Origin of the sequence: Bacteroides xylanisolvens XB1A, from assembly GCF_000210075.1 — a bacterium.
In the GTDB taxonomy this organism is placed as follows: Bacteria; Bacteroidota; Bacteroidia; order Bacteroidales; family Bacteroidaceae; genus Bacteroides; species Bacteroides xylanisolvens.
This window is the reverse complement of the sequence record NC_021017.1, coordinates 1,293,487-1,309,844: the sequence shown is the minus strand read 5'-3', so window position 1 is coordinate 1,309,844 and position 16,358 is coordinate 1,293,487. Positions and strand designations below refer to the sequence as shown.

Annotated in this window: 18 protein-coding genes; 6 read left to right on the top strand and 12 right to left on the bottom strand. The window is 39.6% G+C overall.

Annotation, left to right across the window (positions count from 1 at the left end):
• Positions 1–165: 165 nt before the first annotated feature.
• Both BXY_RS05485 and folB read left to right on the top strand, forming a co-directional pair.
• Positions 166–1,218 (top strand): acyltransferase family protein, encoded by a 1,053-nt coding sequence (locus tag BXY_RS05485; RefSeq protein ID WP_134993488.1) that lies wholly within the window; start codon positions 166–168, stop codon positions 1,216–1,218.
• The gene (gene folB / locus BXY_RS05480) at positions 1,202–1,573 is read left to right on the top strand and encodes a dihydroneopterin aldolase (RefSeq protein WP_004299342.1); all 372 of its coding nucleotides are present in this window, start codon (positions 1,202–1,204) and stop codon (positions 1,571–1,573) included. Before BXY_RS05485 ends, folB begins: the two co-directional genes overlap by 17 nt.
• Before the next feature lie 131 nt (positions 1,574–1,704).
• On the opposite strand, the gene BXY_RS05475 is transcribed toward folB, so the two are convergent.
• Genes BXY_RS05475 through mtaB form a run of 4 tightly spaced genes read right to left on the bottom strand, consistent with a single transcriptional unit; the run spans position 1,705 to position 5,511 of the window.
• Positions 1,705–2,229, bottom strand: a complete 525-nt coding sequence (locus BXY_RS05475; protein ID WP_004306620.1) for a methylglyoxal synthase — start codon at positions 2,227–2,229, stop codon at positions 1,705–1,707.
• Positions 2,213–3,262 (bottom strand): glycosyltransferase family 2 protein, encoded by a 1,050-nt coding sequence (locus BXY_RS05470; RefSeq protein ID WP_015531378.1) that lies wholly within the window; start codon positions 3,260–3,262, stop codon positions 2,213–2,215. Before BXY_RS05470 ends, BXY_RS05475 begins: the two co-directional genes overlap by 17 nt.
• Before the next feature lie 2 nt (positions 3,263–3,264).
• On the bottom strand, positions 3,265–4,188 hold the full coding sequence (locus BXY_RS05465; protein WP_120079307.1) for a lysophospholipid acyltransferase family protein: 924 nt from the start codon (positions 4,186–4,188) through the stop codon (positions 3,265–3,267).
• A 3-nt stretch (positions 4,189–4,191) separates the two neighbouring features.
• Positions 4,192–5,511, bottom strand: a complete 1,320-nt coding sequence (gene mtaB / locus BXY_RS05460; protein WP_015531376.1) for a tRNA (N(6)-L-threonylcarbamoyladenosine(37)-C(2))-methylthiotransferase MtaB — start codon at positions 5,509–5,511, stop codon at positions 4,192–4,194.
• A gap of 110 nt (positions 5,512–5,621) precedes the next feature.
• Between mtaB and BXY_RS05455 the strand changes: the two genes are divergently transcribed.
• Together BXY_RS05455 and BXY_RS05450 are read left to right on the top strand one after the other, a co-directional pair.
• The gene (locus BXY_RS05455; RefSeq protein ID WP_004299337.1) at positions 5,622–7,295 is read left to right on the top strand and encodes a long-chain fatty acid--CoA ligase; all 1,674 of its coding nucleotides are present in this window, start codon (positions 5,622–5,624) and stop codon (positions 7,293–7,295) included.
• Between the two features lie 159 nt (positions 7,296–7,454).
• Complete coding sequence (locus BXY_RS05450; RefSeq protein WP_004306615.1) at positions 7,455–7,676, top strand: hypothetical protein; 222 nt, start codon at positions 7,455–7,457, stop codon at positions 7,674–7,676.
• A 96-nt stretch (positions 7,677–7,772) separates the two neighbouring features.
• On the opposite strand, the gene BXY_RS05445 is transcribed toward BXY_RS05450, so the two are convergent.
• The 8 genes from BXY_RS05445 to rpsF all read right to left on the bottom strand — a co-directional run bounded on the left by BXY_RS05445 (position 7,773) and on the right by rpsF (position 15,410).
• The gene (locus tag BXY_RS05445; RefSeq protein ID WP_008641009.1) at positions 7,773–8,681 is read right to left on the bottom strand and encodes a sugar phosphate isomerase/epimerase family protein; all 909 of its coding nucleotides are present in this window, start codon (positions 8,679–8,681) and stop codon (positions 7,773–7,775) included.
• A 145-nt stretch (positions 8,682–8,826) separates the two neighbouring features.
• The gene (locus tag BXY_RS05440; protein ID WP_015531375.1) at positions 8,827–9,690 is read right to left on the bottom strand and encodes a 3-keto-disaccharide hydrolase; all 864 of its coding nucleotides are present in this window, start codon (positions 9,688–9,690) and stop codon (positions 8,827–8,829) included.
• A 44-nt stretch (positions 9,691–9,734) separates the two neighbouring features.
• Positions 9,735–11,222, bottom strand: coding sequence for a Gfo/Idh/MocA family oxidoreductase (locus BXY_RS05435; RefSeq protein WP_009040855.1), 1,488 nt, complete (start codon positions 11,220–11,222; stop codon positions 9,735–9,737).
• A gap of 12 nt (positions 11,223–11,234) precedes the next feature.
• Entirely contained in the window at positions 11,235–12,347 is a 1,113-nt protein-coding gene (locus BXY_RS05430) for a Gfo/Idh/MocA family protein (protein WP_004299332.1), read from the bottom strand.
• Between the two features lie 239 nt (positions 12,348–12,586).
• Positions 12,587–14,251, bottom strand: coding sequence for a DUF6377 domain-containing protein (locus BXY_RS05425; protein WP_008776247.1), 1,665 nt, complete (start codon positions 14,249–14,251; stop codon positions 12,587–12,589).
• 81 nt (positions 14,252–14,332) lie between these two features.
• Positions 14,333–14,776, bottom strand: a complete 444-nt coding sequence (gene rplI, locus BXY_RS05420; RefSeq protein WP_004299330.1) for a 50S ribosomal protein L9 — start codon at positions 14,774–14,776, stop codon at positions 14,333–14,335.
• Positions 14,777–14,790: 14 nt separating this feature from the next.
• Positions 14,791–15,063, bottom strand: coding sequence for a 30S ribosomal protein S18 (gene rpsR / locus BXY_RS05415; protein ID WP_002562536.1), 273 nt, complete (start codon positions 15,061–15,063; stop codon positions 14,791–14,793).
• Positions 15,064–15,065: 2 nt separating this feature from the next.
• Positions 15,066–15,410 (bottom strand): 30S ribosomal protein S6, encoded by a 345-nt coding sequence (gene rpsF, locus BXY_RS05410; protein ID WP_004299329.1) that lies wholly within the window; start codon positions 15,408–15,410, stop codon positions 15,066–15,068.
• A gap of 160 nt (positions 15,411–15,570) precedes the next feature.
• Here rpsF and BXY_RS05405 point away from each other — a divergent pair, with 160 nt between their 5' ends.
• Positions 15,571–16,017, top strand: coding sequence for a MarR family winged helix-turn-helix transcriptional regulator (locus tag BXY_RS05405; protein WP_004299328.1), 447 nt, complete (start codon positions 15,571–15,573; stop codon positions 16,015–16,017).
• Between the two features lie 140 nt (positions 16,018–16,157).
• Entirely contained in the window at positions 16,158–16,334 is a 177-nt protein-coding gene (locus BXY_RS05400) for a hypothetical protein (RefSeq protein ID WP_004299327.1), read from the top strand.
• Positions 16,335–16,358 lie beyond the last annotated feature (24 nt).

Here is a 16,358-nt window from a genome sequence, read left to right as displayed (position 1 = left end):
ATAAGGAGTTTCAAAACATAGTCTACCGTTTTTTTCGCAATAATATCATTACTATATATCATACTTTTTCGCTTTTCGCATCATTCGTTTATTTTTTCAATGTTCCTCTTTTTATTCCGATTTATAAAGTATCTTTGCGCCGAAAAAGAGAAATTAAAAGAGATAATGGAAGGCAACCAGAGCAGACGTATTGATTTTGTGGACTTAACCAAAGGAGTCTGCATTATCCTTGTGGTAATGGCACATGTTGGAGGGGCCTTCGAACAACTGGATACGAATTCGATGTTATCCTGTTTCCGCATGCCGCTTTACTTCTTTATCTCGGGAGTGTTTTTCAAATCATACGAAGGCCTGTTCGGATTCATCCTGCGAAAAATAAACAAATTGATTATTCCTTTTCTTTTCTTCTATCTAAGTGCATTTCTAATGAAATACATTGTTTGGAAGATTGCTCCGGGGGTATTTCAACTGCCTGTGTCGTGGAATGAACTCTTAGTTGTATTTCATGGACACGACCTTATCAAGTTCAATCCATCGATCTGGTTTCTACTCGCATTATTCAATTGCAACATCCTGTTTTATCTAATTCACTTTCTGCGCGAAAAGCATCTGCCTGTCATGTTCGCTGTGACAATCCTGATTGGTTGCGCAGGATTTTATCTCGGAAAATTACAGATAGAGTTACCCCTGTATATAGATGTTTCCATGACTGCCCTCCCCTTCTATGTGGCCGGTTTCTGGATCCGACGGTATAATTTCTTTCTATATCCCAGCCATCGTTTCGACAAACTGATACCGGTTTTTGTTGTATTGGCACTGGTGGTAATGTACTTTACCGCTACCACATTGGGCATGCGTACCAACAATTATACGGGAAATATTTTTCAAGTATATATCGCTGCGTTTGCAGGAATATTTATGATTATGTTACTTTGCAAAAAAGTGAAGAAGATAAAGGTTGTTTCTTACTTGGGACGATATTCAATCATCACCTTGAGTATTCATGGACCGATACTTCATTTTTTAGGTCCATTAGTCAGCCGTTATATTCACAATAGTTGGGCACAGGCAAGCGCACTTCTGCTTATAACATTAAGCATCTGCCTTCTGCTCACACCCGTCTTTCTTAAAGTGATTCCACAAATGGTTGCACAGAAAGACCTGTTAAAAGTCAAACAAGATCACACTAAAAAGACAGTATATGAAGATAAACAGTAGCTATATCCTTTTGAAAGAAATTCGTTGTTACGCCTATCATGGTGTCGCACCGCAAGAAAATCTGATTGGGAATGAATATCTCATTGACCTGAAACTGAAAGTAGATATCAGCAAAGCTGCCCGGACAGATGAAGTTACCGACACCGTCAACTATGCTGAAGTACATCAGGTGATAGAAAATGAAATGGCTGTTCCCTCAAAATTGCTGGAACACGTTAGCGGACGGATTATACAAAAGCTCTTTGACCAATTCCCCTGTATTGAAGAAATCGAACTCCGGCTTTCCAAACGAAACCCACCGATGGGAGCAGATATAGAGTCTGCAGGAATTGAGCTACACTGCAGCAGGAAATAAGATAATCACAACTGGAAATGAAACATAAATGACGAAATGCAGATAATACGATATTAATAAAGTAATCCGTATCATCTGCATTCCTTTTTAAGCAAGATCTGCTTCTATTTTCACAGCCGTAAACTACCGGCTTATTTTCTCTTCTTTTTTCTTCTATTTACCGATTCTACAGCCTCCGTCACCACAGGTTTATCCTGGAAACGTTTCGTATAACTGGAATAGTCCGGATGAATACGTTCGTAATCAGGATCCATAAATAACGGACTGGAAATAATATGATCTGCCGTAGAACGGTTACAACAGAAAACTATATTTTCTACACCGGCCAAACGGGTTAATGCTTTCACATCCGTATCATGCGGTTGCAGTGTCATGGGATCCGTGAAGAAAAAGAGATAATCAATCTGCCCATCCACAATACGTGACCCCATCTGTTGGTCACCACCTAACGGACCTGATTTTAAAATCGTAAAATCCCACTCTTCATCAGGATGTTTCTCCTTCAATGCTTCCAATATCAAAGTACCTGTAGTACCCGTACAGTAGAATTTATTACCCATCAACAGTTCCGAGTTCCATAGCACCCATTCGATGAGGTCTTTTTTCATTGCATCGTGTGCTACCAGCCCGATGCCTCTTCTAACCTTTGATTCCATTTGCTATCCTTTTAAAATCCGACAATTGAGAGAACCGTTTGCATCCTCTCGCATAAAACTGCCACAAGATACTACTTTTTGTCCGTTCAGGTATCGGATTCAAAGTTTTTTTTCTCATATTCTCTTCACGGGATAAAGAAAATGACGGACATAGTTGTTTATACTCTTTCCGCGCACGTATCACAGCACGAGCATTGTCCCAGTGCCCTTGCAACAAGAAATTAAACGCTGCCACATAATCGAGACAGGCCCGGATACGCATCACTTTATTTAACTCCTTCTGTGGAAGATTCTTATAGAGCATGACAAGATTATTACGGAAATTAAGAAAAGTCTTACGAGGATTCTCTTTTTTAAGAGTAGCTCCTCCTACATGATAGACAATACTTTGAGGTACACAGACAATCTCACGATTCCGCGAACGAAGTCGCCAGCACAAATCTATTTCTTCCATGTGAGCAAAAAAACGTCCATCCAATCCTCCTACATTCACATAATCAGTGTGCCGGATAAACAACGCTGCCCCCGTTGCCCAAAAAACAGGAATCACCGTATCATATTGGCCTTCATCCTTCTCCACAACTCCCATTATACGCCCCCTGCAGAAAGGATAACCGTATTTATCAATAAAGCCACCAGCTGCCCCGGCATATTCGAAATATTCTTTTTGCCGCTGGCTTCGTATCTTCGGCTGACAAGCAGCTACCTCCGGATGATTATCAAGATAAGCAATCATTGGTTCCAACCAATGCTCCGTCACCTCGACATCCGAATTCAAAAGAACTACATATTCTGCGTCGACCTGCTGCAATGCTAAATTATATCCATCCGCAAAGCCATAATTCTGGTCGAGAACAATCGTTCTGACAGAAGGAAATTCCTGTTGAAGCAAAGTAACGGAAGCGTCCGTAGAACCATTGTCAGCCACGCAGACCTCAATCCCCTCCCCTTCCGAATACCGGACGACGGACGGAAGAAAAGTACGGAGCATATCACATCCGTTCCAATTTAAAATTACAACTGAAACTTTCATTGTTATTCCTTCTTCTTGTTCAATTCTTTCTCTTCTAATCGGTCAGCTTCTTCACGAGTCATTTTCCAACGTTTATGAGACCACAACCAATATGCCGGTTCTTTACGAATCGTCTGTTCTAATCTATGAGCAAACATTTCCGTGATTTCTCCTTCTCTTGTTTCTTTCGGTGTTTCCGTCATCAACTTGAACTCCGCTTCACAGTATCCTCTGCACTTCTTACTAAGTTCACAATAGAAAACAGGGAAATTCATCATTTTGGCAATTCGCTCCGCACCATTCAGAAAAGCAGTTTCCTGTCCTAAAAAGGTAGTCCAATATTTATCATATCCACTGGGCCATTGATCAGTAATCAAACCGACTACCATCTTTTTTCCATCATGTTTGAGCTTAATAATTTCACGGGCTGTAGAATGTTTCGGAATATTATACCCCCCAAAACGAGAACGAATACGTTTAAACAACTCATCCAAATATTTATCCCTCAACGGTTTATAAACCTGCACGGGAACATCCCCCGGTTTCATGATTGCTCCCATACCTATCAACCACTCATAATTGGCATAATGAGGAATCATTACTATAATACCTCCATACTTTTCTGTCAGTTCAAGATATTGTTCCGTATTCTTATAAGTCATTCTCTCACAAAGTTCTTCGGCAGACATGTGCAACAATTTCAAATCTTCAAGCATATAATCCGACAAATAGCGATAAAACTTGCGTTCTATCTGTAATCTCTCCGCATCAGTTTTTTCCGGAAATGATCTCAATAGATTTCCCCGAACTACTTTCCGACGATATTTTCCAACACGATACATCAGCAGATAATTAAAATCCGAAAGCATATATAAAACCCGGAAAGGAAGAGCTGAAAACAGCCACATTCCACTGTATACCAACCAATAGATAAGTTTTGATCTCATAACTTATATCAAAATTGTACCTTTAAGTGCTGTCATCTCCTCATTAAACTCTCCCAGACGTACATTAACTACCTGATTATCCAGCGAGTCATCACTTTCCACCTCTACACGAATATAATTCTCCGTAAATCCATGCATCGGAGCACCAGTTTTCGATTTTTCCATCAATACCGGCATTGTCTGCCCGATATGACATGCATAAAAAGCCTGTGTCTTTTGATCCGATAGTGCCAACAGACGCTGACTACGCTGATGCTTCTCTTCCGGAGAAACCACATATTCTATTTTTAAGGCTTGCGTTCCGGGACGTTCGGAATAGCTAAACACATGCAACTGCGTCACATCCAGACCATCAATAAACTGATAAGCCTGTTCAAAGTATTCGGGTGTTTCTCCACGGGTTCCCACAATCACGTCCACTCCGATAAAAGCATCCGGCATCACCTCTTTTATCTTCTTCACTTTCGAAGCAAAAAGAGCAGTGTCGTAACGACGGCGCATTAACTGCAAAACTTCATCGCAACCGGATTGCAAAGGGATATGAAAATGAGGCATAAAACTGCGAGAATGAGACACAAACTCGATAATCTCATCAGTCAACAGATTGGGTTCTATGGAAGAGATACGATAACGTTCGATTCCCTCTACCTGATCCAATGCTTTTACCAGATCAAAGAAACTCTCTCCTGTTGTTTTACCAAAATCTCCGATATTTACTCCGGTCAGAACGATTTCTTTTCCGCCTTCAGCAGCTGCTTGCCGGGCCTGCTCAACCATGGAAGCAATAGTCCCGTTACGACTTCGCCCGCGGGCGAAAGGAATCGTGCAATATGAACAGAAGTAATCGCATCCATCCTGCACCTTCAAGAAGAAACGGGTACGGTCTCCCCGTGAACACGAGGGAGAAAACGAACGGATATCTTTGGTTGTAGTAGTGATAGCCTCTCCTTTTTCATGCTTTTGGAGGTCGCCCAGATATTGAAGTAACTCTCCCTTCTGTTCCGCTCCCAGCACTACATCTACTCCATCTATCTTTGCCACGTCGCCGGGCTTCAATTGCGCATAACATCCGGTCACTACCACAAAAGCATCGGGATGCTGCTTTACCAGACGATGAATGGCTTGCCGGCATTTTTTATCCGCCATCTCCGTCACCGAACAGGTATTTACCACACAGATATCTGCTTTCTCTCCTTTGCGCGCAGTCCGGACTCCTGCCTCACGCAGGATTTTACCGATAGTTGAAGTCTCTGAAAAATTTAATTTGCAGCCTAAAGTATAATAAACGGCTGTCTTATTTTGAAATACAGTGGTATCTATCATAAGCTGTTATAAACACATTAACTTTGCAAAGTTACACATTATTATCAGTAAAACACTTTAGGATACGAAAGTTTATTCCTATTTTTGCACAATTCACTAAAAAACGTGCAATGATTAAAGAGAATTTCATTAAACTATACGAAAATAGTTTTCGTGAGAATTGGGATCTGCCTTGTTATACTGATTATGGAGAAGATACCCAATACACATACGGTGAGGTAGCTGAAAAAATCGCCCGTTTACATCTGTTATTCAAACATTGTAGCCTTCGCAGAGGAGATAAGATTTCAGTTATCGGCAAAAATAACGCTCATTGGTGCATCGCCTATATGGCAACGATCACATACGGAGCGATCATTGTCCCTATCCTTCAAGATTTTACGCCTAATGACGTTCATCATATCGTCAATCATTCCGAATCTGTATTTCTGTTCACCAGCGACAGCATTTGGGAGAATCTGGAAGAGGAAAAATTAACGGGGCTACGGGGAGTATTCTCATTGACTGATTTCCGGTGTCTTTATCAACGCGACGGGGAAACCATACAGAAGTTTCTGAAAAATACCGATAAAGAGATGCATGCTTTGTATCCGAAAGGATTTACCCGTGAAGATGTTCAGTACACCACTTTATCCAATGACAAAGTGATGCTGTTAAATTACACTTCCGGAACCACCGGTTTCAGTAAGGGTGTGATGCTGACAGGAAACAATCTTGCCGGCAATGTCACTTTCGGTATTCGTACCGAACTCCTTAAAAAAGGGGATAAAGTGCTGTCTTTCCTTCCCCTCGCCCACGCATACGGTTGCGCATTTGACTTTCTGACAGCAACGGCTGTCGGCACCCATGTCACTTTGCTTGGAAAAACACCTTCTCCTAAAATTATAATGAAAGCTTTTGAGGAAGTGAAACCTAATCTTATTATTACCGTCCCGTTAGTGATTGAAAAGATATATAAGAATATTATCCAGCCACTCATTAATAAAAAAGGTATGAAGTGGGCACTCAATATTCCTCTACTCGACACCCAAATCTACAACCAGATACGTAAAAGACTGATTGATGCACTGGGAGGACGGTTTAAAGAGATCATTATCGGTGGCGCCGCTATGGATAAGGAAGTAGAAGAATTCTTCTACAAAATCAAATTCCCTTTTACTATCGGTTATGGAATGACAGAATGCGGTCCACTTATCAGCTACGCCCCCTGGGATGAATTTGTACTAGGTTCTTCCGGAAAGATTCTAGATATAATGGAAGCACGTATCTATAAGGAAACCCCGGAAGCAGAAACCGGAGAAATCCAGGTTCGGGGAGAAAATGTGATGGTGGGCTACTACAAGAACCAGGAAGCAACGCAGGAAGTATTCACGCAGGACGGCTGGCTACGTACGGGTGACCTCGGTTCCATGGACAGCAACGGAAATATTTTCATCCGGGGACGACTCAAGACTATGATCTTAAGTTCTAGCGGACAGAATATCTTCCCCGAAGAGTTGGAAACCAAACTGAATAACCTGCCTTTCATTCTCGAAAGTCTTGTTATCGAACGCAATAAAAAATTAGTGGCACTTGTTTATGCCGATTACGAAGCGTTGGATTCTCTCGGATTAAATAATCCGGATAACCTGAAAACAATCATGGATGAAAATCTTAAGAATCTGAACAGCAACGTAGCCGCTTATGAGAAAATCAGCAAGATCCAACTCTACCCTACTGAATTTGAAAAAACGCCCAAAAGAAGCATAAAAAGATACTTATATAACAGTATTGCTGTCGATTAGCATGTTCTAAAACATATAAAAAGGGGAGAAAAGTGCCCAGTTACAAAAAAAAATATAAAAAAAGTTGGCGTTTCGAGAACAACATATTGAAAAAGTACATACCTTTGCATCGTTTTAATAAAGCAATTGATTGTATTACGTTTTTAAAAAGCAAAGAAAATGAAAAAATTAGTTTTGATGGCCGTAGCTATCGTAGCAGTATCATTCGCATCATGTGGTAACAAAGCAGCTGACGCAGCAAAAGCAACTGCAGATTCTATCCGTATCGCTGACTCAATCGCAGCAGTAGAAGCAGCAGCTCTTGAAGCTGAACAAGCAGCAGCCGCAGCAGCAGATTCTTTGAATGCTGATAGCACTGCAACTGAAACTGTAGCTGAATAATTCAGAAACAGCTAGAGAGAATTGAAAGTCTGCCATGCGAAAGCATGCACAGACTTTTTTTTATGCCTTTATCTTATTATTTTAGCAAGCCGCACGTTATTTAGCGTATGAACTTTTCACAAAAGGAGCGTTCAATAAATAATCCAGACTTACTTCTACACTTTCCTCTACCGGAACACTATAACCCTCGATTTCAGCAACGAGATAATTAACGCCTGCAGTTTTTGCATTCTTAAAGATAGCATCAAAACCTACCATTCCACTTTGTCCAATCTCTCTGTGATCTTTCACATGGAATATCTGGAAGCGACCGGGATATTTATTAAAATAATCAACAGGACTGTTTTGTCCGCGAACTACCCAATAAAGGTCCATCTGGAAGAAGACATATTCAGGATTCGTATGTTCCAGCATATAATCATACATTACTTTATCTTCTACTTTCTGAAATTCATGAGCGTGATTATGATATCCAAATGACAAACCTTGTTGTTTGCAACGTTTGCCTATCTCATTAAAATAAGTGCAATATGTATTCAAATCTTTAAGCGTTTTTGGAACATCCATCCAAGGAGCTACGATGTACTTCATTCCTGCAGCTTTATGATCGGCAATACACTGATCCCACCATTGAAGAGACTCTGACAAGTCACCGGAAGCCAATTCTTCTTTGGACAATTGTCTGGTACAATGTGAAGACAAAACTTTTAATCCTGCCGATTCGACATCTTTCTTAAACTGTTGGGGAGTCCGGTCATAAAATTTACCGTTGTTATAATTGGCAGCTTCAACACCGGTATATCCCATGTTTGCCAATTTCTTCAGAAGAGCAGTATAAGTGGGGTCACACTTACCATTTTTATTGTCTACCTTATTCAATATATCTCTGACAGAATAGAGTTGAATAGCTACTTCTTTTTTAGCTTTCTTCTTAGTTTGTGCCGTCATTGCCTGTGGAATCATGAAAAGAGCAGCCAACGCACATAAATAAATTTTTGTTTTCATATAATAGATATCAGGGGATTACAATTATTAGATTTATATAGAAAAAACAGGCACGGATTACACAGACTTCACGGTTACTCTATGGCAATCGCCATTCAAAAAAACGTGAAATACGTGTAACCCGTGCCTTCTTATTACTATTTGATTAGTCCAAAACCTTCACGCGGATGTTGCGGAACCAAACATCATCACCGTGATCTTGCAAACCGATGAAACCTTCGTGATTTTCGCCACCACAGTTATTCAGCAATTCAAATGCCAAAGGCCATTTATCTTCGCTGAACTTACTTGCCTGCAACATATCAGTCCATTGTTTTGTCCACAAATGATATTCAAGTACGTTTTCATCGTTTTGTCCGTGAACAACAGTACCTTTATAAACCATAATCTTAGCCTTGTTCCATTCGCCAAACGGTTTAGAGTTTTGAGGAACTGCCGGAATCATGTCATACAAAGAAGCTGACTGACGATTGTTGTCCTTACCCAATTTAGCATCCGGATGATTGGCATTGTCCAACACCTGATATTCGGGCGCGGAAATATAAATAGGCTCCAGCACATCATTACCGTCTTTATCTTTCGATGTAACTTCCTGAGCTAAATAGAAAATACCGGAGTTACCACCTTTAGAAACCTTCCACTCCATCTCCAGTTCGAAGTTTTTAAACTTGTGAGCAAAGATCAGGTCACCACCATCACCGTCTTGAGCTTCACCGCCACCAGAACCGTTGAATTTGATACAACCGTCTTCAATTGTCCATTTAGAAGGAACACGGTCTTTTCCATAACCACGCCATCCGTTAAATGTTTCGCCATCAAAGATTGTGATATAACCATTTTCATCAACAGGCAAATTCAAGCTATCTGTTTCTGCCGCTTTCAATGATTTAGAGTAAGTCAACGCAACTTTTTGCTCTTCCGGAGCATTTGCTTTCTTCTGACCACCGCAAGAAGCGAAAACGCCTGCAGCAAGACAACAACAAGCTAATGGATAAAATACTTTTTTCATGATATCAACTATTTAATTTTTAATCTTTAATTTTTAATCTACTTTTATCTTGGCATATCAGGCAGTCTCCAGCCTTCACGATAATTATGTTTCACTAATTCAGCCGCAAACTGTTTTGCATTGATCGGATCTGTCCATGTCTTATCAAATGTAGGATGACCATTATGAATCTTGAATCCGTCTTTGATAACAGTACGAATGGTTTCGTTATCACCGATATTTGTAAAACACATGTTAGCTCCATCCCACTCGAGAGTCTTATTCAGAGCTTGCAAACGAATAGCCAATACACCCATTGCTACCATTTCATTCATAGGTCCGGCTTCTGAGAAGTCAGATTTAGTCATGATACGATTAGATTTATCTTCTTTACATGCACGTACCCAATCCATTTCGTGACCACCATTCATTGCTTTAGGAACACGACGGCAAACCTTCGGTGCATTTGGTTTACGACCTGAAAGCAACCAAGGATTCTGTCCATAACATCCGCAAATCAATGTATCTTTTGTTCCGTGGAAAATAGTCAAACCACCACCGCTCTGCATCAGTTGTTTTCCTTCTGGGAATCCTTTCGGACGTTCTGGCATCATACCGCCATCATACCAATGTATTTCCACTTCAGGCATAGCTACTTTCGGCATATTTTCACGAGCAGGGAAAATCATTTTCACGTGTTGTGCCTGTGGAGCACAAGCATTCAACAATAATGTCGATGAACCTTCCACTTTGGTAGGATACTGCAATTTCAATGCTTTAAACGGCTGATGCAAAATATGACAAGCCATATCACCCAATGCACCTGTTCCGTAATCCCACCATCCACGCCAGTTCCAAGGATGGTAAATAGCATTATAAGGATTCATTTTAGCAGGACCTGTGAATAAATCCCAATTCAATGTGCTAGGAATTTTATCAACCTTTTCAGGAACATTCAATCCTTGAGGCCAAATAGGACGGTCTGTTGCACATTCAACTTTCGTTACGTCACCGATTTCACCATTCCAAATCCATTCACATACTAAATCCGTACCTTCATCCGATGCCCCCTGATTACCCATTTGGGTAACCACGCCCGTTGATGCAGCCAGTTTTGTCAACAAACGAGATTCATAAACAGAGTGGGTCAATGGTTTCTGACAATATACATGTTTTCCCATTGTCATTGCGTCAGCAGTGATAATAGCATGAGTATGGTCGGCAGTTGCGATAATCACACCGTCGATAGATTTACCCATTTCATCATACATCTTACGATAGTCCCAGTATTTTTTAGCCTTGGGGAATTCGTCGAACACGCCTTTTGCGTACTTCCAATCCACATCACAAAGAGCCACAATATTTTCAGTGCCCTTTACGTGATTAATGTTGGCATGTCCCATGCCACCAATACCCACAGCTGCAAGATTCAGTTTATCAGTAGGCGAAATATGCCCGTGACTCATACCTAAAATTGTACTGGGAGCAATGGTTATACCTGCTAAAGCAGCGGCTCCCGTTTTGAGAAATTTTCTCCTCGAAATGTTTGACATGATTTTATTTGTTTAAGGGTTAATAATCTTTGGAAGGTTGCCGTGCAACAATCCATATCCATTTTTCATGTTTTTTCTTCGTTCGCGTATTTGCTCCAAAGTGCGCAAATTACCAATAGCGGGCAAATCGTGTTTGCGGGTATCTTTCAAGAATGTCCATGCATATTCGGATGCAATAGCCGAATCGCGCATTAGCGGTAATCGTGAACTGCGTTTTCCGGTTTCTACCGAATCAGCAAACAGGTCACACAACACGTCTATATTCTTGCCGCCGAAAGGTTTCTCTACACGGATGGTCTGATTGACACCGTGTAGGTCGACAACAGCAGTATTGAAGTCATGCGTCATACGCACAACCCCTTTTGTACCTATAATATCTACATACGAATTATGTGTCTGGTCTTTAGATAATTGCCCATAAACAAATCCTTGGGTAATATCAAAAACGACCCCATTTTGAAAAGTTCCGTGACATTGCACCCACCAAGGATCTTTGTAGTTCCACATATTCACTCCCTGGGCATTCCATGTTCTATAATCACATCCTGCATACCAACGGGTAATATCTACGTAGTGCATTCCACAATCATGGAAAGCAGGTCCCTCATACTCATGACCTTCACCTGGTGCCAAGCCGGGAGTCATGTGACAAATACGAATAATAGCCAGCTCTCCGATTTCCCCTTGCTGGATATATTCCTTCATTAAATTATGATACCAGGAATTTCGCAGATACAGATTTACCGTAGAAATGAGATTTGTGTTTTCTGTCATTTCTACAACTTTCCACTCATTTTCCATTGTATCTGCAACTGGTTTTTCTGAAATAATGTGTTTGCCGTAACGAATAGCTTTTTCTATTTGTTCCATCCGCGAGTCAGCCAAAGTGAAAAGCCCGACTACCTGCACACTTTCATCCTCAAAAATCTTTTGATTATCTTCTACTATAATAGAGTTAGGGGAAAGCTTTTTAGCCAACTGACGTGATGCCGGATCGGTATCACAAATATAAGCAATATTCCACCGATCACTTTTAGTCATCGCTTCCCAGTAGAATCTTCCCATCCTACCAAAACCGATAATTCCAACTTTAATTCTCGTGTCTACTGAAGATTGCGTGTTCATAATTAAACATAGTGAATTTAAGTACAAATAATAGATAAAACATCAACTTCTAACTACCAAACTGATGAGCTAAAAACTGATATTGCAAATCTAGCTAAATAAATAACGGCTTATTTGACTTACACTACTTTATGTAGATATAAAAATAGCATTTTTTACTATTAATCAACAACTTAGCTAACTTGACACATCAAAAAAATGTAGATGATTTGGAAAGTATTATAATGTTAAAATGATAATTATGTCTCTTGTGTTGAACTAATTTTCATAATTTCATTCTCAAATTCATCCCTGTCGACGGCTGCCTTATTTCTCATTTTCGTACGATAATTATAAACCGTACTTGTAGAGCAACGGAGAAAGTTCGCTATCTTTCCACTATCCGTAATACCCAAGCGTAATAAAGCATAAATACGAAGTTCTCTATTCAATAAAGCATCCGGTTTTAAAATAATTTTCTCTTCATCTTTCAACAGAGCGTTAAAATCAGAAACAAAAGTAGGATACAAACCCAAGAAGACCTTATCAAAACGAGTATATAAAGCGCTAAGTTCATCGTCGATAAGCGCAGATGATTTTAGCTTCTTAATCAGTTCATCATAGTATTTATTAATAGCTATTTTATACAGCATATTCTGATATTTCTCCATTTTATGGATATAGCTAAAGCATACGTCAAAGAATTCGGCTATATAATACTCCTTTATACTATTAATTTCGCACAACTGATTATTTGTATCATTCAGCTGGCTGTTCATGCTATTCAGCTTATTGTTCAATCGCAAAAGCTCCTCATTACTCTGCGCTAATGCCTGTTTTATTTTCAACGTCTTTTTCATCTGAATATAGATGAAAAGCACCAACAAGAGTAAAAGAAAAAGGATAATACTCGTAGAAATAAGGAAAGTAGTCAAATGCGACCGTGATCTGGCCTGCTCTGCCTGATAAGCAGTATTAATAATAGAATTGAATTTATAAATTTCGATGGCCCGGAAATGAATACCAGAAGAAATAACGTCATCGATAGCGGACTGCGTAAATTTAAAGGCATCGGCTAAATTCTGTTCATCATAGGCTATCAATGCAAGAGATTGCAGGGATGCATTTTCCCGCGTAGCATTCCGTGTATCGGCTATTGCTGACAACATCAGATATTTTTTTTCCTCATCATACTTTTTCTGATGGTGGCATAACCTGGAATACGAATGAGTTATCATGGCATAATTAGGCGTCCCCACTTCTTCTATTTCCAGTAGTTCTTTAAAAATCTCTTTCGATTTCAACGTATCACGCCAAATATAATAAGAAGCCTGGGACATTCGATAATCCCAAGAAGTGTGGTCAATGAGGGCAAAAAGCGAATCCTGATATGCAGCCTGCTGCTTACCATACAGATTGTTGGCGACAGAAATCGAATAGTGTCCCCAAAAACTGGAATAAGTTTGATAATAGTTTATTAATAAATCTCTGGGAAGTTCTGAAGTCTTTATACTTTTCAAAATAATCTCCGCTTCACGGAACCTGCCACACATCGAATATAAAAGACTAAGATGTAAAGACGACTGGTTGGTGAAATAAGGTCTATTCAACTGACGGGAAATCTCAATATTGCGATCAACATAATGAATAGCGGAATCAATATGAAATTTTTTATATTCGTTATATAACCGTAGATTGATTCTATATTCTCCTTCAAGAGTCAAACCAGGACTTTTCAACATACATTTTATCCGGTTTATCCGATCCTCTTTCTCTTTAACAAAGACATGCTTTTCATCTATCACTCTACGTAAAGAATCAGTCAATAGTTTCAACTCATCATTCGCATAAAGAGCACTGCCAATTCCCAAAGCAATCAGCAGAAGCAAAAACCTCTTCTTTAGCAAACAACAGTTGAATTTCATAATAGTAATAGCAAAGATAACAAAAAAAGCGATTCATCCATTCAGAACAAATCGCTTTTTGTATATGAAGTAAATTTGCTCTTATTCAGCAACTACCTCGAAAGGAATCTCTACTGAAACTTCCTTGTGAAGCTTAACGATAGCCTTGTAACTACCAACTTCTTTTACAGCGTCTTTTACAACGATGATCTTTCTGTCAACTTCATGACCCAGCTTAGACAAAGCCTCAGCGATCTGGATGTTACCAACAGAACCGAAGATAGTACCGGTTGAGCTAACTTTAGTTGCAATAGTCAAAGAAACGCCTTCCAGCTTAGCCGCCATAGCCTCAGCATCTTTCTTGATTTTCTCAAGTTTGTGAGCGCGCTGTTTCAGTTCTTCAGCCAACATTTTCTTTGCAGAAGGAGAAGCGATGACAGCTTTTCCAGTCGGGATCAGATAATTACGACCGTATCCGGATTTCACGTTTACGATATCGTTCTTATAACCCAAGTTTACTACGTCTTCTTTCAATATAATTTCCATACTTTTCCTCCTTCTTATTTCATCATGTCAGTTACATAAGGCAGCAATGCCAAGTGACGAGCTCTCTTCACAGCCTGCGCGATACGACGTTGGAACTTCAAAGAAGTACCTGTAATACGACGCGGAAGGATTTTTCCTTGTTCATTCAAGAATTTCTTCAAGAATTCAGGATCTTTGTAGTCGATATACCTAATACCACTCTTTTTGAAACGGCAGTATTTTTTCTTCTTAACATCTACTGACGGCGGAGTCAAATATCTGATTTCTGATTGAACTTGTTGTGCCATGATTAATCCTCCTTTTTGTTTGATTTAACACTTCTTCTTTTTGCAGCGTATTCAGCAGCATACTTATCCATCTTGAAAGTCAAGAAACGGATTACGCGTTCATCACGACGGAAATTAATTTCCAGCTTGTCAATTACAGTAGGATCTGCATTGAACTCAATCAGTTGATAAAAACCTGTAGACTTCTTCTGAATTGGGTAAGCCAATTTCTTCAGTCCCCAGTTTTCTTCATTAATAATCTCAGCACCTTCAGCTTGAAGAACGCCTTTGAATTTTTCTACCGCTTCCTTCATCTGAACATCAGATAAAACGGGAGTTAAAATGAAAACGGTTTCGTATTGATTCATACTTCGTTTAATTAAATAAATAAATTATTTGATTTTAAATGCGGGTGCAAAGTTAGACATTTTATTTTGAACTACAAATATTTAATCTTTTTTTGTATCCGAAGATAGGATTTATCCGGGAAGTGACTTACCTTTGCAAAGTTGTTTAAACAATAATTTCATGATAGAGCAATTCAATTTCGATATCCGGCTTATATTCGCCATATTAAATGGCAAAGTTTCCGCGGCAATCAACCGTAAGCTGTACCGTAACTTCCGTCAGAACGGGCTGGAAATCAGTCCGGAACAATGGACGGTACTCATTTTTTTGTGGGAAAAAGACGGTGTTACACAACAAGAGTTGTGTAATGCAACTTTTAAAGACAAGCCCAGCATGACCCGTTTGATAGATAATATGGAACGGCAACATCTTGTTGTGCGCATTTCCGATAAAAAAGACCGCCGCACCAACCTGATCCATCTGACCAAAGACGGGAAAGAACTGGAGGAAAAAGCGCGTGTCATTGCCGGACAGACTCTGAAAGAGGCTCTTCACGGTATCACTCTCGACGAATTGAGCATTGGACAGGAGGTACTGAAAAAGGTGTTCTACAATACAAAAGATTAGATAGAAGAACTTCTCTCCAAATCATAAAATCCACTAAATCGTGCATTTATAATGGAATTTTTATCCAAATAATTTCGCCCGTTAAAGAATTATGCTTTAATTTGTGACTGGAATATTATAATCTATTAAAATACACACACATGAAAGGTTTATTAAAGAACTTAGGATTGATATTAATCTTGGTCGGAGTAGTCATCCTGCTGGCTTGTTCCTTTACAGGGAATGTAAACAACAACGCCATCCTGGGTACTTCAGTAGTACTTGTAGTACTGGGACTCATTTCTTATATTGTTATTAATAAGAAGATCGCTGATTAATTTCGCAAAATCAATAAAAAATCC

Excerpts from the sequence above, each read along its gene's own strand:
- BXY_RS05485 (WP_134993488.1), top strand. The coding sequence starts at position 166 with ATGGAAGGCAACCAGAGCAGACGTATTGATTTTGTGGACTTAACCAAA.
- folB (WP_004299342.1), top strand. The coding sequence starts at position 1,202 with ATGAAGATAAACAGTAGCTATATCCTTTTGAAAGAAATTCGTTGTTAC.
- BXY_RS05475 (WP_004306620.1), bottom strand. The coding sequence starts at position 2,229 with ATGGAATCAAAGGTTAGAAGAGGCATCGGGCTGGTAGCACACGATGCA.
- BXY_RS05470 (WP_015531378.1), bottom strand. The coding sequence starts at position 3,262 with ATGAAAGTTTCAGTTGTAATTTTAAATTGGAACGGATGTGATATGCTC.
- BXY_RS05465 (WP_120079307.1), bottom strand. The coding sequence starts at position 4,188 with ATGAGATCAAAACTTATCTATTGGTTGGTATACAGTGGAATGTGGCTG.
- mtaB (WP_015531376.1), bottom strand. The coding sequence starts at position 5,511 with ATGATAGATACCACTGTATTTCAAAATAAGACAGCCGTTTATTATACT.
- BXY_RS05455 (WP_004299337.1), top strand. The coding sequence starts at position 5,622 with ATGATTAAAGAGAATTTCATTAAACTATACGAAAATAGTTTTCGTGAG.
- BXY_RS05450 (WP_004306615.1), top strand. The coding sequence starts at position 7,455 with ATGAAAAAATTAGTTTTGATGGCCGTAGCTATCGTAGCAGTATCATTC.
- BXY_RS05445 (WP_008641009.1), bottom strand. The coding sequence starts at position 8,681 with ATGAAAACAAAAATTTATTTATGTGCGTTGGCTGCTCTTTTCATGATT.
- BXY_RS05440 (WP_015531375.1), bottom strand. The coding sequence starts at position 9,690 with ATGAAAAAAGTATTTTATCCATTAGCTTGTTGTTGTCTTGCTGCAGGC.
- BXY_RS05435 (WP_009040855.1), bottom strand. The coding sequence starts at position 11,222 with ATGTCAAACATTTCGAGGAGAAAATTTCTCAAAACGGGAGCCGCTGCT.
- BXY_RS05430 (WP_004299332.1), bottom strand. The coding sequence starts at position 12,347 with ATGAACACGCAATCTTCAGTAGACACGAGAATTAAAGTTGGAATTATC.
- BXY_RS05425 (WP_008776247.1), bottom strand. The coding sequence starts at position 14,251 with ATGAAATTCAACTGTTGTTTGCTAAAGAAGAGGTTTTTGCTTCTGCTG.
- rplI (WP_004299330.1), bottom strand. The coding sequence starts at position 14,776 with ATGGAAATTATATTGAAAGAAGACGTAGTAAACTTGGGTTATAAGAAC.
- rpsR (WP_002562536.1), bottom strand. The coding sequence starts at position 15,063 with ATGGCACAACAAGTTCAATCAGAAATCAGATATTTGACTCCGCCGTCA.
- rpsF (WP_004299329.1), bottom strand. The coding sequence starts at position 15,410 with ATGAATCAATACGAAACCGTTTTCATTTTAACTCCCGTTTTATCTGAT.
- BXY_RS05405 (WP_004299328.1), top strand. The coding sequence starts at position 15,571 with ATGATAGAGCAATTCAATTTCGATATCCGGCTTATATTCGCCATATTA.
- BXY_RS05400 (WP_004299327.1), top strand. The coding sequence starts at position 16,158 with ATGAAAGGTTTATTAAAGAACTTAGGATTGATATTAATCTTGGTCGGA.